The organism is Pararhizobium sp. A13 (genome assembly GCF_040126305.1).
Lineage (GTDB): Bacteria > Pseudomonadota > Alphaproteobacteria > Rhizobiales > Rhizobiaceae > Pararhizobium.
Window position 1 is genome coordinate 799,667 of sequence record NZ_CP149511.1, and the last position, 23,706, is coordinate 823,372.

Genomic DNA, 23,706 nt, shown 5'->3' on the forward strand with positions numbered 1-23,706 from the left:
AGCCTACGCCTGCGTCTGATGTCGGCGACTAAAGGCGCCCGGGTCTTGGGATCATCGTCGTCATCGTGGTCGAGATCGTCGATGTTCACTTTCCTTCAGTCCGGTGTCATCGATGTCATCCGCGCAATTGTCCAAAGCCGTTTTCCCGCGGCTGGACCCAGCGATGCTTCAAGCTAATCCGTTGCCACAGTCCACTTGTCGTCCGGGTCGAAGCGGTCGATGAAGGGCACGATCGCCTCGGTGCTCGGGCCGAGGTCCCGTTCGTAGACGATACCCTGCTGATTGACGACGAATGTCTTGACACCAGTCTCGGCATATTTGACCGGCCAGGCGATCAGCGCGAATCCGGCGATCATGTTGCCGTTGATGACATAGTCGTATCTGCCCCCGGCAATGTTGTCGCCCTGCGAGGTCAGTATGCGGTATCGGTAACCGAAATAGCCCTCGCCGGCCTTGGCCTCCTCCAGGGCGGCCTCGCTGATCGAGTCGCCGACCGGGCTCTCGCCGTCGCCCTGATCCGCCGGCCAGTAGAGGCCGTCGGTCTGAGCCGGGCTGCTGATCAGCTTTTGCGCAAACTCGAAGACGCCGTCCGCGTCTCGATCCGTGGCGGCATAGTCCTTCTGTGCCTCGACATAGGCGCGCGCCGTCTCAATCGCCTCGAGCTCATTCTCGCCGACACGGCGATTGACGATCTCTTCCAGCCCTACATAGGTGTCGAACGCCCATTTGCCGTCCTCGCCCTTGGTGAGCGGAAACGGCAGGGGCCAGAGGCGGTCGCCGATCTCGATGATCTTGCTCTCGTCGAGATCGCGCACGATGACGTTGCGGGAAGCCCCTTCGCGAATGAGCGCGAAGGTTTCCATCGCCCCCTCGCCTGCCTTGAGCTTCATGGCGTCCAGGCCCAAAAGCCGTGCCAGACCGTCGAAGTCATTGGCGGCAAGCGCCGACTTGAAGGCCTCCACCGCCTTCGAGGGATCGTCGAACGCCGGAGAGTCTTCCGCCGCGGCATAGGCATCGATGCTCGCCGGACCCGGTGCCTGTGCATGAGCGCCAGGAAGCGGTGCAACGGCGAGTGTGAGCGAGATCGCCGATCCCATGAGAAGAGTGTGAATGAGTTTGGTCATCATTGTGCTCCCGTCGCTCAACGCCTGCCGCCGCCACGGCCCCCACCGCCACGCCCTCCGCCGCCGCGGGCCATCGGCCGCCCGCCGCCGCCGCGGCTTACATGGCTGCGCCCGCCGCCGCGATGGCCGCCGCCCATGCTGTGGCCACCACGTCTCGACGACGCCACTTCCCGCCGCCCGGAGTTGACGTTGCCGAGGCCGGACGGTTTTCTAGAGCGGTTCTGCGCCTTGGCTGCCATCTTCTGCTTGCCGGCTGGTCGATTGACGTTGGGCTTCTTGCCCTTGGAACGGTTGACATTGGACTTCGACACATTGGGTTTCGCTTTCGCCACCGTTCTCCCATCGCTGGCGCGGGCGGCTGGCCGAGGCTGGGCCTTCAGTCCTTCGAGCGTGCTCTTGCGTACGTCCTTGATCTGGCCGCCACCGCCGCCGGCGCGCGCCTGCGGCCGATCGCGATTGATCGCGGCAGCGCGGTTGCGGATATTGTTGTCGCCCCTCGCCTTGATGCTATCCTTGATGTTCGTGCGGTCGAACTTCTGCAACTGGTCGCGGTCGAACTTGAGCTTGCTACGGTCGACATTCTTCCAATCGATGTCGTTCCACTTGATCTTGCCGTCGAAGTCGATGTTGTTGAAGCACTTGTCGCAGTCTACATCGATGTCGCCGTCCCAGTCGCCACCCCAGATACCCCAGTCGTCCCAGTCGACAATGGCGCCGAAGATCGCGCCGCTGACCGCGCCGGCGAAGAAGGCCGCTCCGGGGTAATAATAGGCGGGATAGGGCTCATCGTAATAATCGATCGGCGCTGGCACATAATCCGGTTCGTAGAGCATCTCCGGCGGATACTGAGGAACATAGATCGTTTCAGGGTTCGCCGGCTGGATGATGATGTTGTCACCCTCTTCGACCACCTTCATCTTGTCATCCGACTTGATGATGTTCTTGGCGACCGCCTCGTCGCGCAATTGCTGGATTTCGATCAGCACGTCCTTTTGCTGATTGGCGATTGCTTGGCCAAAGCTCTGCGTCCAATCGAGATCCTCGCTCATCATCTTGACGATTTCCGGGTAGTTCAACAGCGAGATCACGCTGCCATCCCAGCTTTCCTTGGGCTTGAGATCAGTTTTTTTCGAGCGCGCCTTGAGAAACCGCTCCGCCTCGACGATTTGCAAGGGATAGAGCGAGGCGGCCGAGACCAGCGCCACCAGTTCGTCCGGATAAAGCGCGATGCGGGAAACTAGAACCTCCAACTCGTCCTCGGTGAGCGGTTCGGGGGTAGCACGCTCCTGCGTGAGCGGGACAGAAGCTTCCTTTTCCTGCGCTAGCGCGACACCGCTTGTTGCAAGCATGGCTAGAGTGATCACCGCGGCGCGGCAGAGCACAACGATCCGCTCTATCAACATTTTCTTTCCCCTAAGGTGAAGCACTTCGGCCAAGACAAGCTCTCAGGGCCACAATTCCCCATACTCGAGTAGGGTGGGCGACGGCCGCCGGCCCATTGCCCTGCCTCAGACCACGGTTTGCGCTTGTTGGCCTGTGTGGGCACGGACTTCGTCACGGTCCCTGTAGCGCCGGGATCCGGTCTTGCCGCAGCTCTGCGTTTGAGGAGGCAGGTGTCAATGGGCTGGCGCTCTCCATCAATGGGGCGCCGGTTGATGTCGCTGCGTTCAAAATAGTCATCTGCGGGCACTGGTGTTGCCGACGCCACAGAGAAAGCAGTGATCGCCGCCTGATTTTTTGGAACCTGACCCATTATTCGATCCTTCCCGCGTGTCGGCAACTTCCCGTTCTAGTACGCAATCGGCACCAGCCCGAGGTGGCCTCGAGCACTCAAGCTTCGTCTGGGGCCCAGTTCAGGAAGAACCCCACGTCACCTGGCACGCCACCAGGGAAGTTGATGATCATCGCCTTCATCTTGTAGCCTTGAGGCTTACCGAATGTCTGGTAACGCTCGAAGAACTCCTTAGCCTTGCCCTGAAGTGTCTGGGGCCAGTCCTTGTCGCTGCTGTTGATGGCTCTACCGCTGTCGGTGCAAAGATCTGAAGGAAAACTGTAGACCATGGCTTCGAACTTGCCGTCCTTCACCGCATTGGCAACAAGCCTGCGGACAACCGCAATTTCCTCTTCACTCACATGCTTCTCCAGAAAGTCCCCAGCAAAATCAGCGTGTTTCTTCTCATCTAATGCCTTGAGCTTTCGCTCTTTCTCCATTTCCTCCATTTCCCGCTGGAGAAGCTGCATTCGCAAGTCTTTGGCACTTGGAGGCGCTGCATTCGGATCTATGTCTTTTTTTTCCGGCATCTCGTTGCTCCACTTCAAGTCAAGAAGACCAAGAAATATGTGATCGCGTCCGCGGTTTGTGTAATTTCGGTATTGCACGAGTGGATCGCCGCGGAGGGCGATACCCATCCCTCCCGTTCAACGCATCTTGCTCGCAATCAGATCCTGACTAGGTCCCGCATCGAAGCGACGCCGTCCCGCACTCTCGAAATGTGGCGACGTGTATTGTAAATGTGCTTACACAACCGAAGGTCATCGCGATACCGAACTTCGTGCACATGGTGATGGGCACACGCAACCTTTGGAAGAACGCTTGCAGTCGTAGAGGTGAAAGCCACCGCGCCCGCACGGTGGACAAGGGACCTTCTTGTGCTGGAGGTTTGCATCGCACGTCCTCCCACGATCATACGAAAGCGGGTTGAAGCATGCTCCCAAGGCGTTTCTATTGCAAGAATAAACGCCCAACTCGACGACTGGGGCGCAGCATCAAGATCCCCAAGCATCGTGACCGATTCAAGCAATCAGACTGATAAGTGTCTGGGGGGAGCGAGGTATGACACTGAGGGTGTTACTAGCACCCTCCCCGCTAGAAAGTCGTTGAATTCGCGAAAGCTTCAGTGGATACGATCCGCTCGACGCCTGGCAAGCCATGGCGAAGCAGCCGACCGCGAGAGGCTCGCGGCAGCGATCTGCAGGTCAACAATCGTCTGCCGCCGAACCCGGAGGAAGCCAGCGCCATGGCCAGACCGCACGCGATATCGACGAAGCAACACACTGTTATCGCACCTCGCGTGGCGAGATGCCAAATGGCGCGACCAGCATGCTGTACGCGCATAGTGGCCCAGCTCTGAGCTGAGATGCTTTCAACATTGCCAAAGTGCTTTTAACCCAGCCGCTGATGGTTGTCATCCGCGACAAAGTGGGCGCATTCGAGCCTGTCGTTGAAGCGATTGGATGTCCTTCCGCGCCATTGGTTCCTATGTCCCGTACCGCCGGCTGCCATTCACGTCTTTCCCGACGATTTCCCTGATAATCGTCAATGTTTCCCTGGCCGCGTCCTTGGGCGGCAAGGCCGTGTCTGCAACATTGCTCACAAGCTTGGTAATGTCGTGATCGATCTTCTTCTCAGACCATCCCTTGCCCTTGGCAACAGTGATGTAGACCGAATAGGCGTGGTGCATTGTTCCAGGCCGCTCACCTATGACGTGGAGAATCCCTCGGAAACTATTGGGCTCTGCTTTCTCGAAGAGCACCTCGCCGATCCGATAGCCGACCCGGACCCTTCCGCTGGTGACCAGGATGTTCTTGTCGCTCATTGGGACGCCGGCGTCGGCAAGCAAGCTGCGTATTTCCTCCAGGTAGGGCGCAAGATGTCCGTCGTCCATGATGGCCTTGGCGTTCAGGCCATCGGATATGACGATCTGGCCCTGGGGCAGGTCGTCCCCCCATGAGTCCCTTATTCTTTCAATTTCGGCAATCGCCTCCGGGCTCAGTGTTTCACCTGTGCTTGGATGGGCGATGTAGTCGTTGCGGTCCTTCGATAAGGTACGGACCGGCACGACATCAGGGATGGCGGCGACGAACTCGGGCGTGAGCTCGGCCCAGAGAGACTGCTTGGCATCATCGTATAAACCCTTGACCTTGGCTGCGAGCTTTGGATTCGGATCCCAGATGTTCTCGCCGTGCCCGGTAGCCAGGTCGACGCCTCTCTCTTCAACTTCCTTCATCTTCTGCCGGCCTTCCGCGTAGACGGCGTCCTTGGAACGCTTTTCCCCCTTGGCAAGGCGGTACTGGTAGTACACCCAGAGCGGATCGCCATAGTTCTTGGTGTAATGGTTGTTCTCATCAACGATGCCGATCCGTTTGTAGAAATTCCACATCACATCATTGACTTTGAAGCCGAATTTTTCTCTCAGCCGGACGTGATCCTGGAACGACGTCGTAAGATAGCTCAACATCGGATCGCTTTTGGTGGGCAGCGCTATCAGGTAAACAGGATTGGCCGGCATGATCTGGTCCTGGCACCAATCCAGATCTTCCAGGCTGACCGTCATGTGCAGGGTGGTGCAGATATCCAGACCGATGGTCAGCCCATGGAGTTTGCCCATGGCAATATCTTCGAGGCAGCACCTCACCAGTTGTTCGCGGCTCTTGAAGACCTCCGGCCCAATGAATCCGGCAACATCGTTGACATGAAGCCACGCCCCCATGGGCTGCACTTTTGCGAGTTCTATGCCCACCGCCCTGCTGAAGCCATACTTTCGGGACTCGAGTACCATCATATCGACGCCGTTTGCTGCGCCATTTGTAAATTCGGAGCCCTGCCCCGTTTCGAAGTAGAGGCCATATCTTTCCCCCTTCTTCGCGCTTGCATACTTCAGGATTTTCTCAATTGTAATATCAAAGATCTTGTTGCAGTCATCTGTTCCAGCAAGGCTCTGAAACATCGTGGCAACCGTTCCCGGATAGCTTTCGCTCACCTCTGCCTGGACATCGATATGGGCCAGCACACACCAGGGAATCGCCTCGTTCAACTTGAAGGTATCGACGATGTCCTTGAGCGCCCGTTCAACCTCGGCGACGCTTTTGACCGTGCTGTCCACGGGATTGGTCCCGATGACGATGTCGCCCGTTGCATAGGAAAGCGCATCGAAAACCTGCCAAACCACGTCCTCGGGATGATCTGTTGGAGAATTGGGCTGGATTCGAGCGCCCATGTATCCCTTTGCCCCCATCTTGGTACCCGGCAGCACATTGAAGATTTTCTGACCAAGGGCGATGAGCTCTTCGTTGCTCATCAGTTTTGGGATACAGCCGATCGTGTCGCTGGTAAGGCCGTTCATGATGCCTTTGATCCTGGCCTCTGACTCAGCCAAGAGAAATTCCTTCAACTGGCCCATGGTCCAGTCTTTGACCTTTGCGTACTGGGCCTGGTCCGTGGTCTGCCAGATCAACTGTTGGAGGCCGTCCTCAAGCAGCGGGTGCTGGTAGAGATCTTTGATCTTCGTGTTTGTCAGAAGGGCGCGGGCATTTTTCCGTGTTGCCTCATCCACAGCCCCTACTCCGATGGCCCGATCTCCCTCCTTGAAGTCATTCGCAGCGCCGACCACCTGCCGGTAAACTGTTTGATCAAAATCCCCTTTGATTCTGCGGATATACGCAAAGACGTCCTCGCCCGGCCCGACCTCCCCGACCGCAATGGTGCTTTGGTCGGCCGCCTTGGCAGCATCGCTATAGCTTGCAAGGGTGCCAGCGGCAGTTCCCACCATTACGAGGAGCTCTCGTCTGGAGAGCCCTCCCTGTCCCTTCGACGACAAGCCCTTAATCATGGCGATTTCCTTTTTGCAGAAGATCCGTCGTGCCACTTGCCTGTCGGCACACACGCGATTTGAACGTTGACTATGCCCGCGCCGCGATCTCGCTTGGAGTCACTCCATAATCCTCTTGCAAGTCGATTGGTCTTGCCGTTGCAACGACTAAGGGTACCAAGCCCAGGTCACGCTGGGCGGGGTTTGCAGCCTATTGGACGGGTCAACGCCTCGCATCCCGGCCGCGTACTCAGCAATGATGCGGTCGCTGGAGAATTCCCGGAGCTGGCAAGGTCCATGATAGCCTTGCACACAGGCGCTGTCACTTGGTTTGAAAATCGTCAGCGCTGGATCATGGGAATACACCCAGACAGACGCACCGGTCCATTGTGCCATTGCTTGAGGCGGTGGGATATGGCGAGAGCAGGCGGTTTGCAACTCTGAGCATTGGAAGTACCTTTGCTTTTATCGGGAAGCACGGGAGCAATGCATGTCGAACACTTGGCGGGGAATGAGGACGCTGGCGGATACATCATCGCGCTGTCGATCGAGATCAGCGTGGTGTCCCCTTTGATGGAGGAATGCGTGGCGCAAACCGTGCGATCGTTGCGGGAGCTTGCGATCGGATCGAAGGGGTGAAGAGGCAGGGAAAATCCTCAACAACGACGGTGACGAGATCGGCTGGTTCGATTGCCTGCCGCAAGAGACCGACGAGATCGGCCAGGCCGGAGTGGAACCCAACATGAAGTTGCTCGAATATGCTCCGTTCGCCGTCGGATGTGTGGTGGGCCTGGCTCTCGCTTTCGCCTTTACTGCGCTACTGGCGATACCGGACCCTGCAAGATTGCTGGTCTTCGGGTTCTTGCCGGCATTCGGCGGAGCGGTTGCGCAAAAGCTATGGGAGGAGCCGTAGGTGGTCGCAGCCTGATTTAGATCGTCGGCCGTGGCTCACGCCGCGGCGCTTCACCGTGCCGTTCGGCACTACGGTGCTCCTCACTTCGGCTTGTTGTCGTTGTCGGCTGTCGCGTTGAACTCGCACTGATAGCCAACCTCGACCTTCGCGATGCGTGGAGGCGAGATGGCGACAGAGATCTGGCCCTTATGGGACAGTTTGGTGATCGCCCTCGTCGGGGTTCAAGGTCTGATCGCGGCCGTCCCGGGTACGCCGATTGCCGTCTATTTTGACGACTCTGTGACAAACCTGAAAATCATCTGAAAACGCCGGTCAATCGCCTGACATGTGCGGGCTCTACAGAGGCTGCGAAAGCGCCGGGTCACTCTTTGGCGCGGTTGCAGAAGCCGATGCGGAGGGACGCACCATGAAGATCATTCAGATCACCGATACTCATTTGAGCCCCAACAAGGCGCATTTCAACGGCAACTGGGAACCGCTTGCCGCCTGGATCACCCGGACGGGTGCAGATCTTGTCGTTCATACCGGCGATCTCACGATTGATGGTGCCGACCAGGAAGACGATATCGCCTTTTCGATGGAGGTGATGCGTCAACTTCCCATACCGATGCTGATCGTGCCGGGGAACCACGATGTCGGCCATCTGCCGGGCTCCGACCAACCTGTGGATGCCGCAAGGCTGGAACGGTGGCGCCGCTTGGTCGGACCTGATTATTGGGTATCGGATCACGATAACTGGCGATTGATCGGGCTGAACAGTCTGCTGTTCGGCCAGGACGATGCCGAGGAAGAGGCCCAGTTTTCCTGGCTTTCAGACATTCTGTCGGCTCGCGACGGCCGGCGGGTGGCGATCTTCACCCACAAGCCGCTTTTCGTCGATGATCCGCATGAAGGCGATACGGGCTACTGGAGCATCCGTCCGGCTCCACGCGGGCGCCTCTACGACCTGTTCGCTGCACATGATGTGGCGCTTTTTGCGAGCGGCCATCTGCATTGGGCCTGGAAAGGCGCATTCGAAAACACCTCGCTCGTCTGGGGGCCTTCGTCGGCCTTCATCATCGGTACGCTGGAGCGGGAGATGCCGGGCGAACGGGTAGTTGGCGCCGTCATCCATACGCTTAGTGAGGATGTTTCGAGCGAGATCGTCGCCTTGCCTGAGCTCACTGCGCATTTCATCGACGAGGTGATCCACGAGGTCTATCCGCGTTCCGTTTCAAAGCAGGCGGCGGAGGCGGCACAATGAGTGTCTTTTCGCTGCGTGACATTCGCAAATCCTTTGCCGGAAACGCCATTTTGAAGGGTGTGTCGCTGGAGGCGGAAGCTGGTGAGTTCATCGCTCTGGTCGGCCCGTCCGGCTGCGGCAAGAGCACGCTGCTGCGCATCGTCGCCGGGCTCGATCATGCCGATGGCGGCGAAATCCGCATTGCAGATCGCGACGTGTCGCAGCTGAGAGCTGCCGATCGCAACATCGCGATGGTGTTCCAATCCTACGCGCTCTACCCGCACCTCAGCGCCGGCCAGAACATCGCCGTGCCGCTTGCCATGCGCAAGCTGACCGGCGTGCAGCGGCTGCCCTTCGTCGGCGCGTTGCTGCCAGGCCAGCGCCAGATTTGCACTGATATCCAGAGGCAGGTCGCAGCCATCGCCGCGTCTCTGAAGATCGACCACCTGCTCGATCGCAAGCCGGGCCAGATGTCGGGCGGCCAGCGTCAGCGCGTTGCGCTTGCCCGCGCGATGGTGCGCAATCCAAGCGTCTTCCTCATGGACGAACCGCTCTCCAACCTCGATGCCAACCTGCGCGTCCACGCCCGCGGCGAGATCGTCGAGCTGCACCGCCGCGCCGGCGTGCCGACGCTCTATGTCACCCACGATCAGTCCGAGGCCCTGTCGATGGCCGACCGGGTGGCGGTGATGATCGGCGGCAATCTGCTGCAGCTGGCCGCCCCCCAGGTGATCTATGACGATCCGAGCCATGTCGAGGTCGCCCGTTTCATCGGCCAGCCACGCATCAACCTGCTGCCGGGCAAGAAAGACGCCCATGGCATCGTTCAATTCGGCGCGTTGCGCGTTTCGTCATCTGCAACCCCGGCAGGCGCCGCGAACGTCACGCTTGGCATCCGCCCGGAATTCGTGCAGTTCCGCGCCGAGGGCCAAGGCACGCTCGCGGCCCGGGTCGAGCGTCTGGAGTTCCTGGGCTCTGAAGTCATCGTCTTTGCCAAGCTGGCCGCCATCGGCGAGACCGTCCTCGCCAAGGTCTCTCCCGCCGAAGCGCGCGGCCTTGTCGCCGGACAGGCGATCGGTCTCCACATGGATCCTTCGCGCATCATGCTCTTTGCCGAGGATGGCCGTCGCGTTGCGTGCGCGCCAGTGTCCGCAGCCATGCGGGAGGCTGTTCATGGCTGATATAGCCCTCCAGGTTTCGGCGGTTGAAACGGCAGGGCGGCGCGAGGCGCAGATCGCCTGGCTGCTTGCTGCACCCGCCATTGTGCTGATGATGCTGTTCATCGTGCTTCCCACCCTCGCCGTGATCGTTCTCGGCTTTACCGATTTTGAACTTGGCTACGGCAGCTTCCGCTTCGTCGGCCTGGAAAATTATGCCGACCTGATCAGCGACCGGACCTTTCGCCGTTCATTGTGGAACACAGCCGTCTACACGGCGATTGTGACGCCGGTGTCGATCCTGCTTGGTCTTGGCATAGCGCTGCTGATCGAGTCAGAACCACGCGGTCGCGACTTCTTCCGAACGGTCTACTTTCTGCCCGTCGCTTCGTTGCTCGTCGCCATGGCGACTGTCTGGCAATACATCTTCCATCCGAGCATCGGCCCGCTCAATAGCTTCCTTGCGCTGTTCGGCATTCCCGGCCCGAACTGGCTGGGCGCCTCAAGCACGGTCGTCTACGGACTTTCGATCATCGGCATCTGGCAATCGGTCGGCTTCAACATGGTGCTGTTTCTCGCCGGTCTGACTGCCATTCCACGCGAACTGTATGCGGCAGCCGAAGTCGACGGGGCAAAATCCGCGATCGACCGATTTCGTCTGGTCACCTGGCCGATGCTCGGGCCGACCACGCTTTTTGTCGGCACGATCAGTGTCATCAACTCGGTCAAGGTGTTCGAGACGGTTAAGACCCTCACCGAAGGCGGGCCGAACAAGGCCTCGGAAATGCTGCTCTTCACCATCTACCAGGAAGGCTTCGTCTACCTGAGGGTCGGCTACGCCTCGGCAATGACGGTGGTGTTTCTCGCCATCCTCGTCGTCCTGATGATCCTTCAGTATCGCTTCCTCGACCGGCAGGTGCATTACACATGACCCAGGCCCTGACACTTGGACGTTTGTTCCGGCTATTTCTGCTGTCGCTCGGCGCCCTGATGTTCCTTGCGCCCTACATTTTCATGATCTCGACTGCCGGCAAGGACCAGAGCGAAATCTTCTCCGCGTCGCTGTCGCTGATCCCGCAGCATTCGGCCTATGTGGCCAATTTCACGAAGGCCCTGATGCGGGTGTCGATGCCGAACCTGCTGTTGAACGGGGTCATTGTCTGCGGGCTGATCCTGGTGCTGCAGGTGGCAGTGGCGGTACCTTGCGCCTATGCCATGGCCAAGCTGAAATTCGGTGCTGCGCGTATCATGATGGCACTGGTGATGCTCGGCTTGCTGGTACCGATCCACGCGACCGCCCTGCCCCTCTACGTCGCCTTGGACAACCTGTCGCTGCTCAACAGCTACACAGCGCTGGTTGCGCCATTCTCGATCTCGGTGTTCGGCATTTTCCTGTTTCTGCAGTTCTTCCGTGCGATGCCGGACGACCTGATCCATGCCGCCCGTCTCGATGGCATGTCGGAGGCCGGCATCGTCGCACGGGTGATCGTGCCCAATGCCTGGCCGGCGGTCACCGCGTTCGCCATCTTCTCGGTGGTCGCGCATTGGAACGACCTGTTCTGGCCGCTGATCGTCGTCACCAACCAGTCCTACGCGACGCCTCCTCTCGGCCTGTTGTTCTTCCGGGCGGCCGAGGCCGGCGACGACTACGGCGCGCTGATGGCCGCCACCCTCATCATCACTCTTCCCCTCGTGATTGCCTTCCTGCTCGCGCAGAAACGCTTCGTCGAGGGTATCACCATGACCGGTCTCAAAGGCTGACCGGTCGCAACCCAAGCCGTAACTCAAGGAGACCACGCGATGAAGCGTATCAGCCAAGCCCTCGCCGCCGCCGCGATGTCGATCGCCATGTCGATCCCGGCACATGCCGAAACGACCCTGACGGTCCACTACCCCATGCCCGGCTTCTTCAAGGACGTGATGGACACGATCTCGAAGAAGTTCATGGAAGAGAATCCGGATATCAAGATCCAGTTTGCCAATCCGTCGGCGACCTACGAAGAAGGCATCCAGACGATCATGCGTCAGGCCGGCACGGCCGAAATGCCCGACGTCACGTTCATCGGCCTCAACCGCCTGCGCATGCTGAACGAGCGCGACATCCCCGTCGATCTCGGCCCGCTGGTTTCCAAGGAAGCCGACATGGCTGCGCAGGGCTTTTCCGAAAACATCCTGAAGCTCGCCCAGGTCAAGGGCAAGCAGGTGGGCCTCGCCTTCGCCACGTCCAATCCGATCATGTACTACAACGCAGATCTGGTGCGGGCTGCAGGCGGCAATCCGGACGTTGCGCCGAAGACCTGGGATGAGGTGATCGCGCTCGGCGGCAAGATCAAGGCGCTCGGCGACGGCAATGAAGGCATCGATTTCCGCTGGCAGGGCGACGACTGGATGTTCTCCGCGCTTCTGTTCGGCGCCGGCGGCACCATGCTCAACGAGGACGAGACCAAAGTGACCTTCAATGGTCCTGAAGGTCAGAAGGCCGTCGAAGTACTGGACCGCATGGTCAAGGAAGGCGGCCTTCCGGTGTTGACCAAGCAGGCCGGCGAGCAGGCCTTCGTTGCCGGCAAGATCGGCTTCGCCTTCCAGACGACCGGCGCGCTGCGCAACACGATCAAGAATGTCGGCACCAAGTTCGATCTTCGCACGGCCCATATTCCGCTGATCGATCCGGTCAACGGCAAGCTGCCGACCGGCGGCAACGCCGTCGTCATCCTGACCCATGACGCCGAAAAACAGGATGCGGCCTGGAAGTTCGCCAAATTCGCCGCCGGCCCCTATGGTGCCTCGGTTGTGGTTCCCGGCACTGGTTATGTTCCGAACAATGAACTGGCCGCCGCTTCGCCGGACTATCTCGGCACCTTCTACAGGGAGAACCCGCTGTTTCGTGCCGGCCTCGAGCAGATGCCGCTCATGAAGCCCTGGTATGCTTTCCCGGGCAGCAACGGCGTGAAGGTCACCCAGACCATCGTCGAGAACCTGTCGCGTGTGGTCGAACAGTCTGCAACGCCGCAGGAAGCACTGGACGACGCAGCCGCCGACGTCGAAGACCTTTTGCCGCGCAGCTAAACAGACTTGAGATCAGACAACGGCCACCTCTCTCCGAGGCGGCCGTTTTGCGTTGTGCGCTTGTCAGCCCTCATTGCTGATGTCGCGTACCGTCCCGCCGTGACGCAGCCGGTGTGCCACCTGCAGGTGGCGCGGCGCGGCGGCATTTTCCGCCATGTCGAGCAAAAGCGATGCGGCAGCGGCCCCCATCGTCGCATCCGGAATCTCCACCGTCGTCAGGGCCGGATGGGTGAGCCTGCCGATTGCAATGCCATCAAAGCCAGTGACCGAGATATCGTCCGGAACCGACAGTCCGTGACGCCTGACGGCTGCGATGACGCCAAGCGCCAGAAGGTCATTGGAGGCGATGATCGCCGAGGGCGCAATGCGCGAAAGGGTCGCCGACAGATCGAGCGTTTCGAACCCGTCGACGAAAGGGATCTGCGTGGCTTCGAGCACAGTCATGCGCGCTGCTTCCATCGCATCACAATATCCGACATAGCGCAGCCTTGCCCGGTCGGAAGCCGTGAAATAACCAGAGACGAACAGGATGCGCCTATGGCCGCAGGACAGGAGATATTCGGTGATATCGCGGCCAGCCTGACGATTGTCAGCGCAGACGGCTGCGGGAAAGCGCGCGGTCGTGGGATTGCCGAGCAGCACCGTAGGCGGCAGGTCTGCCGACAGGGCCTTGCTGCGGTGCGCATCGCAGACAGTGAGGATCAGCCCGGTCGGCTGCTGGTTGAGCAGGGACGCGACCGCATCCGCCTCGCGCGCCGGATCATAGTCCGACTGGGCGATCAGCACGCCGTGGCCGGCAACCAGCATGCGGTTCTGAATGCTGCTCAAAGAGGCGGCAAAGACAGGGTTGGTGACGCTGGGAATAAGAACGCCGATGACCGGCCGGCGCCTTGAGGAACCCGACGGCCCTCCCGCCGGACGATAACCGACCTCGGCCGCAGCGCGCCGGACTTTCCGGACCATCTCGTCGCTGACGGGGCCGGTCCCGTTCAAGACCCGCGAGGCTGTTGCAAGCGAACAGCCAGCGCGGAAGGCAACCTGCTGAAGGGTCGTCATGACAGGGGTCCAAGTTGTAAGCTGCCACAGAAAGTGCGCCGCAAGGCCATTACCTACGATGAACCCGGTGGAAGGCGCAACTAGGCCCTGCTGCTCATGCTGCTACCATCTCGCATAACGCGTCCTGATGCTTGGGGCGTCCGGTTCCCGAAACAGGGCTTTAACGCCGCCGTCATTAAAGTACTGTCTTAGACACCCATCCCAAATCTTTGATTTGTGTGCATCGGCCTGTCGTGAGAGAATGACCACATCCCGCAAAAGCAGCTTCGCGAAGCTTGCGCTACAGGGACGGGAACACAAAGAGCCGGAGTCTCTCGGGCTCGACCCGAGACGTTTCGCTCGCCCATGACGATCCAGATCACTGACTTTGCTCCGGCTTTGTCAGCGGCGTTTTCTGTTGTCAGCATCAGAAAGGAAACGACCATGGCCAAAATAGTTTGTGTTCTCTATGACGATCCGGTCGATGGATATCCGACATCCTATGCACGCGACGGCCTTCCAAAGATAGACCACTATCCTGGCGGCCAGACACTCCCCACACCAAAGGCGACCGACTTTCAGCCTGGCGTATTGCTTGGAAGTGTTTCGGGCGAACTGGGACTGCGACAATATCTTGAATCGCAGGGCCACACGCTCGTCGTCACGTCCGACAAGGATGGTCCCGACTCCGTCTTCGAAAGGGAACTGCAGGACGCCGAAATCGTGATTTCGCAACCCTTCTGGCCCGCATATCTGACTGCGGAACGGATGGCCAAGGCGCCGAAGCTCAAATTGGCGATCACGGCGGGCATCGGATCGGACCACGTCGATCTTCAGGCTGCGATCGACCGCGGCATGACCGTTGCGGAGGTGACGTATTGCAATTCCATCAGCGTCTCGGAACACGTCCTGATGATGATCCTCGGCTTGGTGAGAAACTACATTCCGTCCTATCAATGGGTGGTCAAGGGCGGGTGGAACATTGCCGATTGTGCCGCCCGTTCCTATGACATCGAGGGAATGCATGTGGGAACGGTCGCGGCCGGGCGTATCGGCCTTGCCGTGCTGCGCCGCCTCAAACCTTTCGACGTACATCTTCACTATCATGATCGGCACCGGCTTCCCGAAGCGATCGAAAAAGAGCTGGACGTCACGTGGCATGCGACTGTCGAAGATATGGTCAAGGTTTGCGATGTCGTGACCATCAACTGCCCGCTTCATCCCGAGACGGAAAATCTGTTCAACGAGAAAATGCTCTCGCAGATGAAACACGGCGCCCATCTGGTCAACACTGCCCGCGGCAAGATTTGCGATCGCGATGCTGTCGCCAAGGCATTGGAAAGCGGCCAGTTGGCCGGCTATGCGGGCGATGTCTGGTTTCCGCAGCCAGCACCAAAGGAACATCCCTGGCGAACCATGCCCCATCACGGGATGACGCCTCACATTGCCGGCACATCCTTGTCCGCCCAGGCGCGTTACGCAGCCGGGACGCGGGAAATTCTTGAGTGCTGGTTTGAGGGACGGCCCATTCGCGAGGAATACCTGATCGTCGACGGCGGAAAACTCGCCGGCACCGGGGCCCACTCCTATAGTGCGGGGAATGCGACGGGCGGCTCCGAGGAAGCAGCCCGCTTCAAGACATGATCGTCAGTTGGGTGGGTTCTATCCAGTGACGCAGCACGCCGTGAACCGATGCCGGCCGGATTGAAATGTTCCGGCCAGGCAGGGAACGGCTGCGCGGCAGGGTATCTGGAATGTCTCAGAGAGCCGGAGCGTGATCCACACCCAAATCGGAGAAAAGGAAGGGCTGGCATGTGCGAGTGTCGAAGCTTGCTCCTATAGATAAACGGCAGCGCAGCGGATGTCATGGAACAACGTTTTCGCCTGCGCTGCTCCCGTCACTTGCGGATCCTGATTAAATCTTGGCCATGTCAAGAATATTGCTCGCTTGAAAGAACTGTTCAAGACAACTCGTGACTGCGCGACGGCGAGGTTCCGCCTCTGCCATCTCTTGATGGTCGCCGCACTCAAAATAATTCTTATTGTTAAAAGTGCCGTTCACGCGGTATAATACTTTAGTTAAACTTCAGGCTTGGAGGTCTGATATGCCAAATGCTCTGATGGAAGGAAAGAAGGTACAGGATTGGGCCAATGTGGTCTTGGCGGTATGCGTGTTCATCTCGCCGTGGGTCATCGGCTTTTCGGCCGAAGCGATCCCAACCTGGAACTCGTGGATCGTCGGTATCGTGCTCGGCGCGCTGGCGGTCGCGGCGATTTCGGCCTTCGCCGAATGGGAAGAATGGGTCAATCTGGTGCTCGGCCTCTGGCTGGCCGCGTCTCCCTGGCTGCTTGGCTTTACGGCCAATGTGAACCTGATGTGGACCAACGTGGTGCTTGGATTGCTCGTCGCCGTCGTGTCGCTCTGGGCAGTTTGGGATCATCATCATCCCCACGCCCACGCCTGAGCCCGGACGGGGCTATCTCGACAAGACCCGCCGCATAGAGAGCGGCGGGTGCGGACTACGATTCAAAGCCTGCTACCCGACGGATGCGTTCCTGTCTCGGGTGAGTATGAATTGATGTGTTTGACGAGGACGGCTGAATAATTCGCAATAACTCAACCACTTAGCGCCGATAACTGACACCCTACTTCATAGATTTCAGATCATTTGAAAACCCGGCGGCCCCTTTTTCCGGCCGATCGCGCAGGGTTTTATCATGTTGCTGCGACAGGGAGTTGCCGGTGACAAGACCCGGACGAACCCAACGCCTGTTCTTTCGCTAGAGCCCGGGTCCGGTATCTCTGGATCTATTGGTTATTCCAAGGGTTTGAAACGGCAAGTCCTGCCGCTTCAAAGGGACTGATATCGCGCATAGCTATGATAAATCCCTTGGAAGCGGCAATAGCGGCAATCCGTCGGGGGTCGCAAACCCCTCGCTGGCCGCCCTCGCCTTCAACACTAAGTTGGCGTATTTTCGGCGGCCCCGGTGTCAAACGGCAATACACGATCAGCGAACAATTCGAACGCACCGGCCAGCGTTTCGCTCAGGGCCTCCTTTCGCCGCCCGCCCGGCAACGCCCGATGCCAAACTGCAGAACGGCCAGCGTCACACTGGACAGGTACGGCGTTTCAGCTCGTTCAGCCAGGAGTGCACGGCAAGAATGGGGTTCTGGTTTCATCGCCTCGGAGACGACATTGGTATCCAAGACGATCATTCAAACCTCATGGGCTCCGCCGGCGCCTTGTCGCGTACCTGGTCAAACACTGCGAAATCATCATTGGTCAGTCCCAGCCGTCGGCCGAGCTCCGCCAAGGCATCGCCTATGCGGACGCGCTGCTCCGGCTTCACGACGCTTTCCAGAATGTCGCGGACTTCTGCCTCCGTGCTGCGGCCGTGCATGGCGGCCCGCACGCGTAGAGCACGGTGCACTTCATCGGGCACATTGCGCACGGTTAGGATAGCCATAGTCGAAACCTCGTACTTGCTTTCAATGATTGCAATATTACTATTATGCAGTTATATCGCGAGTTTTCCGCGGCCGCACCTCCCATTTTACATTCCGCGCCGGCGAGTTTTTCAGGACAACAGCACGCTTCCGAGGAAGGCCGTCTTGTGAGGCGTCTGCGCTGTCCTGATTATAGGTCGTATGGACACCTATACGACCAAGAACGATTTCCAGCTCATGGAGATCGTGGACATGGGCCGGCGGCGCCGGTTAAGCATTAAAGCGAAGCGGCAGATCGTTGATGAAAGCTATACGAGCGGCGACAGCGTTTCGACCGTTGCTCGTCGACACGGCATATTTCCAGCCCAATTGTTTGGTTGGCGTCGAGCGGCCCGCGATGGGGAATACGGGGCATGGAGCGAAATCGCATCCGGGACCGGTTTTACAGCCGTGCGAATTGCGGACGAGCTGCGCCCTCGACGGCACAACCAGAGCCATGACCTAAACTCCGGCAAAGGTCGTTTCGAGATTGTAAGCTCAAACGGCCGGCGAGTGATTGTTGATCGGGATGTCGACATTGACGTACTGTTGCGGATCGTGCGCGGCCTGGAGAAGTTACGATGATCCCGATCCCGGCAGGTGTCCGGGTTTGGTCGGCGACAGGTTATACCGACATGCGGTGCGGGTTTCCGTCGCTGGCGCTCCGGGTGCAGGAAGTTCTGAAACACGACCCTCTCGGCGGTCATTTGTTTTGATTCAGGGGCCGCCGCGGTGATCTGATAAAATTGATTTGGCATGATGGCCAGGGGGCCCGCTTGTTCAAGAAAAAATTGGAACGAGGCAGGTTCATATGGCCGTCTGCGGCCGATGGCACGGTAACGATTTCCACGGCGCAGCTCTCGTATTTGCTGTCTGGAACCGACTGGCGAAACCCGCAGGAAACATGGCGCCCCACGCGGGTCGGCTAGCATTATTCGAGCCGGCCGGATGTGATTTGAAGAGAAGTGGTGGTTCGAGTCAGTTCGAACACGTATCTCGGTGTCATCAAGCTGGACGTAGCTGACAAGCTGTTGTATCGAAAAACGACGAATTATTTCGTCTTACTCGAATATTAGGGAAGGAAATTCCATGAAAAATTGGTTCTTTTTTACCTCACTTCTTTTGACAGTTTCTTTGAGCGTTGCGTCGATCGGGCACGCATTTGCCCAAGACACATCTATTGCTGAATCACTCAAAGCGGTTAAAACATTTGAAGAATTGCGGAATGAAATTCAGCAATCCAAAGATCCGCAAAAAATTAAAGGAGCCCTTGCCGAGTTGGAAACGCTGGCTGCGGCTGGGGATGCAAAGGCTTCCATTCGTGTCGGTGAAGTCTATCGCGATGGTACGATTGTAACAGCCGATCCGCAGAAGGCATTCGAAGCGTTTCAGCGGGCCGCCAATGCCGGAAACGCTACAGGCAAGATTCGTCTGGGTGATGCCTTTATTAAGGGTATCGGTGTTGAAGCAGATCCTGCCAAAGGTATTTCGCTTATCGAAGAGGCTGCTCAAACGGGCAGTGGCGGTGCCTTGCAAGCTCTTGGTGATGCTTATTCGCAAGGGGGCGCGGTTGCAGTAGATGGTGAGAAAGCACTGAGTTATTATCAGCGCGCGATCGATGCCGGCAACACAAATGTTCTTGTTCGTGTCGGTGAAGTCTATCGCGATGGTACGATTGTAACAGCCGATCCGCAGAAGGCATTCGAAGCGTTTCAGCGGGCTGCCAATGCCGGAAACGCTACAGGCAAGATTCGTCTGGGTGATGCCTTTATTAAGGGTATCGGTGTTGAAGCAGATCCTGCCAAAGGTATTTCGCTTATCGAAGAGGTTGCTCGAACGGGCAGCGGCGGTGCCTTGCAAGCTCTTGGTGATGCTTATTCGCAAGGGGGCGCGGTTGCAGTAGATGGTGAGAAAGCACTGAGTTATTATCAGCGCGCGATCGATGCCGGCAACACAAACGTTCTTGTTCGTGTCGGTGAAGTCTATCGCGATGGTACGATTGTAACAGCCGATCCGCAGAAGGCATTCGAAGCGTTTCAGCGGGCTGCCAATGCCGGAAACGCTACAGGCAAGATTCGTCTGGGTGATGCCTTTATTAAGGGTATCGGTGTTGAAGCAGATCCTGCCAAAGGTATTTCGCTTATCGAAGAGGTTGCTCAAACGGGCAGTGGCGGTGCCTTGCAAGCTCTTGGTGATGCTTATTCGCAAGGGGGCGCGGTTGCAGTAGATGGTGAGAAAGCACTGAGTTATTATCAGCGCGCGATCGATGCCGGCAACACAAATGTTCTTGTTCGTGTCGGTGAAGTCTATCGCGATGGTACGATTGTAACAGCCGATCCGCAGAAGGCATTCGAAGCGTTTCAGCGGGCTGCCAATGCCGGAAACGCTACAGGCAAGATTCGTCTGGGTGATGCCTTTATTAAGGGTATCGGTGTCTCAAAGGATGCAGAGCGTGGCATTGCACTGATTAAAGACGCGACGACGCGAGATAGTCGAGCCCTAATCTCTCTCGGAGATTATCTTTCTCGCGGGGACTTTGTTCAGGCGGATGCAAAGGCAAGCCTTGATGCGTTTTTGACGGCAGGGGAGGCAGGCAATGCAGGGGCCTACTTACGTCTCGCGGAAATTTATCGTGACGGCATGTTGGTGCCTCGAAATGTAGAGAAGTCAGTCGAATACTTTCGAAAGGCCGCGGGCATGGGGCAACGTTCTGCTCTGTTATCGCTTGGCGAGAGCCATGTTTATCAGCGCTACGGAAGAAAGTCTGACAGGAATGCAGGTCTTAAACTTATCGCGGATGCTGCAAAGCTGGGAAATGAGCAAGCGGTCGTGATCCTCGCAAATCTACAGATTTCCGGAAACGGCGTTTCGAAAAATCCAGCCAAAGCTGTCAAAGCGCTGCTGGAAGCGGCAGACGCGCGCAATGCGCGGGCTGCAAATACGCTTGTCGCGATTTATAGAGATGGTCGAGGCAAGGACATTTCCAAAAACCTCGTTAAAGCCCGTGAGTATCTCTCACGCTATGAAAATCTCTATTCTCCGACTGATCTCACAAGGGAGAGAATTGTGCTTCTGGCGGCATCTGCCAGCTCAATCGCCGATTATAGGCAATTGTCGGAATCTCTCAGTGCAGCGCCGCCGGTGATACAATCCAGTACGATATCGCGACTTCGCGCGAGTAACCCCAACGCCTATGTTTATGTTGTGCAGGATCGCTTGAAGCAACGGGGCTTGTATTCAGGTCCGCTCAACGGCATGCTGACACGATCGACGATCCAGGCATTAAATAAATTATGCCAGAAAAGTCCGGCTACCAACCGTTGCGACAGAGGGCCTCTGAATAGCGCTGCAGCAAATCTGGTCTCTGTTCTTCTCAATTAACGCCCGCCGGAGCCAGTGCCACCCGTTTGAATTTAAACTCATGCGGGTGGCTTATCTGCATGAAATCATCCGGTTCATGCCGCTGCCGCGTTGTTATCGGGCCTGTCTTGTGATTACGTGCAATATGAATTCCACTGATTGGCCCAGTTAAAAAACGGGGGACTACCCTGACGTTAACCGATTCTTAAAGTCGCCTGAATTTTGCGTTGCAAAATATAATTTTGCGTTGCAATATATCTCGTCCTTTGGCATTTCTGAGGTCTGTACAAACAACCTACCGGGATTTTGCCAATCCAGCTGCTCTATGACCACCAAATTCTTTCAGCGTTGCTCAAAGACTTTTTAATATTGATTTTGAAACAGGGCCAAGATGACTGGCGTGGTGTACATAGTAACTGATATTGAGGCCGATGGCCCCTATCCTGAAGACAACTCGATGCTCAGCATTGCGTCCGTGGCCATTGACGCAACCGGTAAGATCCTGGATCACTTTTCAGCGAATCTTATCGAGCGCGAGAACGCCAAACAGGATTCGGGAACGATGCATTGGTGGGGACACAATGACGACGCTTGGTCCAAGCTTCAGGTGGGGCGTGGCGAGCCAGGCAAGTGCCTCGCCTTGTGGTGCGATTGGGTGCTAACCCACGCCGGAATAAAGGTGTTTGCAGCACATCCTTTGGCCTTTGATGGCCATTGGGTGGATTGGAATATTAAGTATTTTCTTGGACGCCGCCTTTTTGACAGGCCAAGGGAGCCTGGGCTCTGCGCGGGAAGTGGGCTTGATATCATTTCGCTGTTGATGGGTAAGTTAGGTTGGAATTATCAGGAATGTCGCCGGGAAAACTATCGAGACGCGTGGCTTGGTAATATTCCTCACGATCATAGCGCGCTATCGGACGCACGAGGTTATGCCCATTTGCTTGGACTGCTTTTGACAAGAGATCGTGCTGAATTACTGTCCATGTAAAATGGTTTGGAATATTTTAATAAAATTAGAAGGGATTCACTTTGAAACATAAATTAGTTGCTTTGATGCCCATGCGTCACTCCTCGGAGCGTATAAAAGGCAAGAACTATCGGGCGTTTGGAGATGGCAGACCGCTTTTTCAACATATGCTGGATCTACTGGTATCGACCGAAGGCGTAGATAAAGTCGTTATCGATACGGATTCCGAGGTGATATTCGACATATGCAGGCGAGACTATCCTCAAGTCGTTCTTATTGAGCGCCCACTTCATCTTCGCGATGGCTCTACACCAATGAACAATGTGCTCCTACATGACATCAATCAGGTTGATAGCGAGTTCTATTTGCAGACACACTCCACCAACCCGCTGATGACCAAAGACACCCTGAAGCGGGCGGTGGACACATTCTTAGCAAAATATCCCATCAACGATTCGCTCTTCTCCGTAACCCGCATGCAGACGCGACTTTGGGATGAGTTAGCACGGGCGATCAACCACAACCCGTCGATACTCTTAAGAACGCAAGATCTTCCACCCGTATATAACGAAAATTCCTGCATCTACATTTTCGAGAAGAGAACTCTCGTTGAACGCCAGAACCGCATTGGCTATAGGCCAATCATGTTCGAAATGGATCCGTTCGAAGCTCAGGACATTGACGAGGAAATCAATTTTCAGGTTGCAGAAGCGATATTTCATGCGCAGTCCGCGAGGATTGTGGAATGAAGACCATCCTCATTACATGCGGACATCTGCAGCGCCACATCGCCCGCTTTCAGGCGGATATTCACGCTCATGGTATTCATGTCTGGGTCCCTGCTCTGAGCGGTCAGCAGTTCACCGAAACAGAAATGATCGCGATGATTCCTGAGGCAGACGTGGCCATTGCTGGCGACGATCCGCTCGGTCGAACCGTGTTGGAAGCGGGTGTCGGAGGCAAGTTAAGGGGGCTAGTGCGCTGGGGAATAGGGACCGACAACGTCGATAAGCCGGTCGCGACGGCGCTTGGCCTTCCAGTCTACAATACGCCCGGCATGTTTAACAATGAGGTGGCGGATCTGGCACTCGGCCATGTGTTGACTCTGGCGCGCCATCTTCACAAAATGGATCGTGACGTCCGCGGCGGCAAATGGACGCGCTACGAAGGCATGTCGCTTGCTGGCAAGACGGCGGGCGTAGTCGGGCTCGGGGGCATCGGCCGCGAAATCGCGCGGCGCTGCGCGGCTTTTGGCATGAAGGTAATCGGTTCGGATATTGTTAACCTCGATAATGAGCTGTTGAACAGTGTCGGCGCCCGGCAGGTGTCGTTCGAGGATGTGGTCTCGCAGTCCGATATCGTCATCCTGGCCTGCAACCTAACACCCCAAAACCATCACCTTTTTAATGCGTCGATATTTGAGGCCATGAAGCCGGGCGCGATGATCGTGAACGTGGCTCGTGGTCCGATCATCGACGAGGCGGCACTGGTGGATGCACTTCGTTCCGGCAAGATCGCGGCGGCAGGCCTCGATGTGTTCGAGATCGAGCCTCTTTCGGGAGATAGCCCGCTGCGCGGTTTCGACAATTGTCTGTTCGGTACCCACTCCGGATCGAGCACCACAGAAGCAATCCAGCGCACCAACGCAATCAGCGTTAATATTGCGCTCGCCATGCTCGGTATCAACCCGGATTTCCTGGAGACCTGCAACCGTGTCGCGTGACGGCGGTCGTACCCGATTTGACCAAGACGGCCGGACGACAAGCTTGAAAGCATAGAACATGGAT

Annotated in this window: 20 protein-coding genes and 2 pseudogenes; 15 read left to right on the plus strand and 7 right to left on the minus strand. The window is 57.5% G+C overall.

Annotated features, from left to right (window positions below; translation table 11 throughout):
* Nucleotides 1–173: 173 nt before the first annotated feature.
* From WI754_RS25355 to WI754_RS25370, 4 genes are all read right to left on the minus strand, one after another.
* Complete coding sequence (locus WI754_RS25355) at nucleotides 174–1,124, minus strand: DUF2950 domain-containing protein (protein WP_341486773.1); 951 nt, start codon at nucleotides 1,122–1,124, stop codon at nucleotides 174–176.
* A gap of 17 nt (nucleotides 1,125–1,141) precedes the next feature.
* On the minus strand, nucleotides 1,142–2,527 hold the full coding sequence (locus tag WI754_RS25360; protein ID WP_341486774.1) for a DUF3300 domain-containing protein: 1,386 nt from the start codon (nucleotides 2,525–2,527) through the stop codon (nucleotides 1,142–1,144).
* A gap of 427 nt (nucleotides 2,528–2,954) precedes the next feature.
* The gene (locus WI754_RS25365) at nucleotides 2,955–3,425 is read right to left on the minus strand and encodes a histidine kinase (RefSeq protein WP_341486775.1); all 471 of its coding nucleotides are present in this window, start codon (nucleotides 3,423–3,425) and stop codon (nucleotides 2,955–2,957) included.
* A gap of 956 nt (nucleotides 3,426–4,381) precedes the next feature.
* Nucleotides 4,382–6,733 (minus strand): ethanolamine ammonia-lyase, encoded by a 2,352-nt coding sequence (locus WI754_RS25370; RefSeq protein ID WP_341486776.1) that lies wholly within the window; start codon nucleotides 6,731–6,733, stop codon nucleotides 4,382–4,384.
* A gap of 595 nt (nucleotides 6,734–7,328) precedes the next feature.
* On the opposite strand from WI754_RS25370, the gene WI754_RS25375 reads away from it, so the two are divergent.
* The 7 genes from WI754_RS25375 (at nucleotide 7,329) to WI754_RS25405 (ending at nucleotide 13,070) form a co-directional block, all read left to right on the plus strand.
* Nucleotides 7,329–7,625: a hypothetical protein gene (locus tag WI754_RS25375; protein ID WP_341486778.1), complete on the plus strand. Its 297-nt coding sequence runs from the start codon at nucleotides 7,329–7,331 to the stop codon at nucleotides 7,623–7,625.
* A 165-nt stretch (nucleotides 7,626–7,790) separates the two neighbouring features.
* Nucleotides 7,791–7,928 (plus strand): hypothetical protein, encoded by a 138-nt coding sequence (locus tag WI754_RS25380; protein WP_341486779.1) that lies wholly within the window; start codon nucleotides 7,791–7,793, stop codon nucleotides 7,926–7,928.
* Between the two features lie 103 nt (nucleotides 7,929–8,031).
* Nucleotides 8,032–8,868 (plus strand): metallophosphoesterase, encoded by an 837-nt coding sequence (locus WI754_RS25385; protein ID WP_341486780.1) that lies wholly within the window; start codon nucleotides 8,032–8,034, stop codon nucleotides 8,866–8,868.
* Nucleotides 8,865–10,028 carry an ABC transporter ATP-binding protein gene (locus tag WI754_RS25390; RefSeq protein WP_341486781.1) on the plus strand — a complete coding sequence of 388 codons (1,164 nt, stop codon included), beginning with the start codon at nucleotides 8,865–8,867 and terminating at the stop codon, nucleotides 10,026–10,028. Before WI754_RS25385 ends, WI754_RS25390 begins: the two co-directional genes overlap by 4 nt.
* Nucleotides 10,021–10,935 (plus strand): sugar ABC transporter permease, encoded by a 915-nt coding sequence (locus tag WI754_RS25395; RefSeq protein WP_341486782.1) that lies wholly within the window; start codon nucleotides 10,021–10,023, stop codon nucleotides 10,933–10,935. The genes WI754_RS25390 and WI754_RS25395 overlap by 8 nt, the downstream gene beginning before the upstream one ends.
* The gene (locus WI754_RS25400) at nucleotides 10,932–11,765 is read left to right on the plus strand and encodes a carbohydrate ABC transporter permease (RefSeq protein WP_341486783.1); all 834 of its coding nucleotides are present in this window, start codon (nucleotides 10,932–10,934) and stop codon (nucleotides 11,763–11,765) included. The genes WI754_RS25395 and WI754_RS25400 overlap by 4 nt, the downstream gene beginning before the upstream one ends.
* Before the next feature lie 39 nt (nucleotides 11,766–11,804).
* The gene (locus WI754_RS25405) at nucleotides 11,805–13,070 is read left to right on the plus strand and encodes an ABC transporter substrate-binding protein (RefSeq protein ID WP_341486784.1); all 1,266 of its coding nucleotides are present in this window, start codon (nucleotides 11,805–11,807) and stop codon (nucleotides 13,068–13,070) included.
* 63 nt (nucleotides 13,071–13,133) lie between these two features.
* On the opposite strand, the gene WI754_RS25410 is transcribed toward WI754_RS25405, so the two are convergent.
* The gene (locus tag WI754_RS25410) at nucleotides 13,134–14,126 is read right to left on the minus strand and encodes a substrate-binding domain-containing protein (protein WP_341486785.1); all 993 of its coding nucleotides are present in this window, start codon (nucleotides 14,124–14,126) and stop codon (nucleotides 13,134–13,136) included.
* A 423-nt stretch (nucleotides 14,127–14,549) separates the two neighbouring features.
* Between WI754_RS25410 and WI754_RS25415 the strand changes: the two genes are divergently transcribed.
* Entirely contained in the window at nucleotides 14,550–15,749 is a 1,200-nt protein-coding gene (locus tag WI754_RS25415; protein WP_341486786.1) for an NAD-dependent formate dehydrogenase, read from the plus strand.
* A 461-nt stretch (nucleotides 15,750–16,210) separates the two neighbouring features.
* Nucleotides 16,211–16,570 carry an SPW repeat protein gene (locus WI754_RS25420; RefSeq protein WP_341486787.1) on the plus strand — a complete coding sequence of 120 codons (360 nt, stop codon included), beginning with the start codon at nucleotides 16,211–16,213 and terminating at the stop codon, nucleotides 16,568–16,570.
* A 344-nt stretch (nucleotides 16,571–16,914) separates the two neighbouring features.
* On the opposite strand, the pseudogene WI754_RS25425 reads toward WI754_RS25420, so the two are convergent.
* Nucleotides 16,915–17,322 (minus strand): annotated as a pseudogene (locus WI754_RS25425) (PIN domain-containing protein).
* Nucleotides 17,319–17,573, minus strand: a complete 255-nt coding sequence (locus WI754_RS25430; protein WP_341486788.1) for a plasmid stabilization protein — start codon at nucleotides 17,571–17,573, stop codon at nucleotides 17,319–17,321. Before WI754_RS25430 ends, WI754_RS25425 begins: the two are co-directional and overlap by 4 nt.
* A gap of 181 nt (nucleotides 17,574–17,754) precedes the next feature.
* Here WI754_RS25430 and WI754_RS25435 point away from each other — a divergent pair, with 181 nt between their 5' ends.
* The 6 genes and pseudogenes from WI754_RS25435 (at nucleotide 17,755) to WI754_RS25460 (ending at nucleotide 23,642) form a co-directional block, all read left to right on the plus strand.
* On the plus strand, nucleotides 17,755–18,177 hold the full coding sequence (locus WI754_RS25435; RefSeq protein ID WP_341486789.1) for a transposase: 423 nt from the start codon (nucleotides 17,755–17,757) through the stop codon (nucleotides 18,175–18,177).
* Nucleotides 18,174–18,521 (plus strand): annotated as a pseudogene (tnpB, locus tag WI754_RS25440) (IS66 family insertion sequence element accessory protein TnpB). The gene WI754_RS25435 and the pseudogene tnpB overlap by 4 nt, the downstream one beginning before the upstream one ends.
* A gap of 160 nt (nucleotides 18,522–18,681) precedes the next feature.
* On the plus strand, nucleotides 18,682–20,973 hold the full coding sequence (locus WI754_RS25445; RefSeq protein WP_341486790.1) for an SEL1-like repeat protein: 2,292 nt from the start codon (nucleotides 18,682–18,684) through the stop codon (nucleotides 20,971–20,973).
* A 370-nt stretch (nucleotides 20,974–21,343) separates the two neighbouring features.
* On the plus strand, nucleotides 21,344–21,940 hold the full coding sequence (locus WI754_RS25450) for a DNA polymerase III subunit epsilon (RefSeq protein ID WP_349437943.1): 597 nt from the start codon (nucleotides 21,344–21,346) through the stop codon (nucleotides 21,938–21,940).
* Between the two features lie 65 nt (nucleotides 21,941–22,005).
* Nucleotides 22,006–22,668, plus strand: a complete 663-nt coding sequence (locus tag WI754_RS25455) for an acylneuraminate cytidylyltransferase family protein (RefSeq protein WP_341488005.1) — start codon at nucleotides 22,006–22,008, stop codon at nucleotides 22,666–22,668.
* Nucleotides 22,665–23,642: a phosphoglycerate dehydrogenase gene (locus WI754_RS25460; protein ID WP_341486792.1), complete on the plus strand. Its 978-nt coding sequence runs from the start codon at nucleotides 22,665–22,667 to the stop codon at nucleotides 23,640–23,642. Before WI754_RS25455 ends, WI754_RS25460 begins: the two co-directional genes overlap by 4 nt.
* The last annotated feature ends 64 nt before the right edge of the window (nucleotides 23,643–23,706 follow it).

Excerpts from the sequence above, each read along its gene's own strand:
- WI754_RS25410 (WP_341486785.1), bottom strand. The coding sequence starts at position 14,126 with ATGACGACCCTTCAGCAGGTTGCCTTCCGCGCTGGCTGTTCGCTTGCA.
- WI754_RS25390 (WP_341486781.1), top strand. The coding sequence starts at position 8,865 with ATGAGTGTCTTTTCGCTGCGTGACATTCGCAAATCCTTTGCCGGAAAC.
- WI754_RS25450 (WP_349437943.1), top strand. The coding sequence starts at position 21,344 with ATGACTGGCGTGGTGTACATAGTAACTGATATTGAGGCCGATGGCCCC.
- WI754_RS25415 (WP_341486786.1), top strand. The coding sequence starts at position 14,550 with ATGGCCAAAATAGTTTGTGTTCTCTATGACGATCCGGTCGATGGATAT.
- WI754_RS25385 (WP_341486780.1), top strand. The coding sequence starts at position 8,032 with ATGAAGATCATTCAGATCACCGATACTCATTTGAGCCCCAACAAGGCG.
- WI754_RS25455 (WP_341488005.1), top strand. The coding sequence starts at position 22,006 with ATGCCCATGCGTCACTCCTCGGAGCGTATAAAAGGCAAGAACTATCGG.
- WI754_RS25395 (WP_341486782.1), top strand. The coding sequence starts at position 10,021 with ATGGCTGATATAGCCCTCCAGGTTTCGGCGGTTGAAACGGCAGGGCGG.
- WI754_RS25420 (WP_341486787.1), top strand. The coding sequence starts at position 16,211 with ATGCCAAATGCTCTGATGGAAGGAAAGAAGGTACAGGATTGGGCCAAT.
- WI754_RS25370 (WP_341486776.1), bottom strand. The coding sequence starts at position 6,733 with ATGATTAAGGGCTTGTCGTCGAAGGGACAGGGAGGGCTCTCCAGACGA.
- WI754_RS25365 (WP_341486775.1), bottom strand. The coding sequence starts at position 3,425 with ATGCCGGAAAAAAAAGACATAGATCCGAATGCAGCGCCTCCAAGTGCC.
- WI754_RS25360 (WP_341486774.1), bottom strand. The coding sequence starts at position 2,527 with ATGTTGATAGAGCGGATCGTTGTGCTCTGCCGCGCCGCGGTGATCACT.
- WI754_RS25430 (WP_341486788.1), bottom strand. The coding sequence starts at position 17,573 with ATGGCTATCCTAACCGTGCGCAATGTGCCCGATGAAGTGCACCGTGCT.
- WI754_RS25435 (WP_341486789.1), top strand. The coding sequence starts at position 17,755 with ATGGACACCTATACGACCAAGAACGATTTCCAGCTCATGGAGATCGTG.
- WI754_RS25460 (WP_341486792.1), top strand. The coding sequence starts at position 22,665 with ATGAAGACCATCCTCATTACATGCGGACATCTGCAGCGCCACATCGCC.
- WI754_RS25355 (WP_341486773.1), bottom strand. The coding sequence starts at position 1,124 with ATGACCAAACTCATTCACACTCTTCTCATGGGATCGGCGATCTCGCTC.
- WI754_RS25400 (WP_341486783.1), top strand. The coding sequence starts at position 10,932 with ATGACCCAGGCCCTGACACTTGGACGTTTGTTCCGGCTATTTCTGCTG.
- WI754_RS25380 (WP_341486779.1), top strand. The coding sequence starts at position 7,791 with ATGGCGACAGAGATCTGGCCCTTATGGGACAGTTTGGTGATCGCCCTC.
- WI754_RS25405 (WP_341486784.1), top strand. The coding sequence starts at position 11,805 with ATGAAGCGTATCAGCCAAGCCCTCGCCGCCGCCGCGATGTCGATCGCC.
- WI754_RS25445 (WP_341486790.1), top strand. The coding sequence starts at position 18,682 with ATGAAAAATTGGTTCTTTTTTACCTCACTTCTTTTGACAGTTTCTTTG.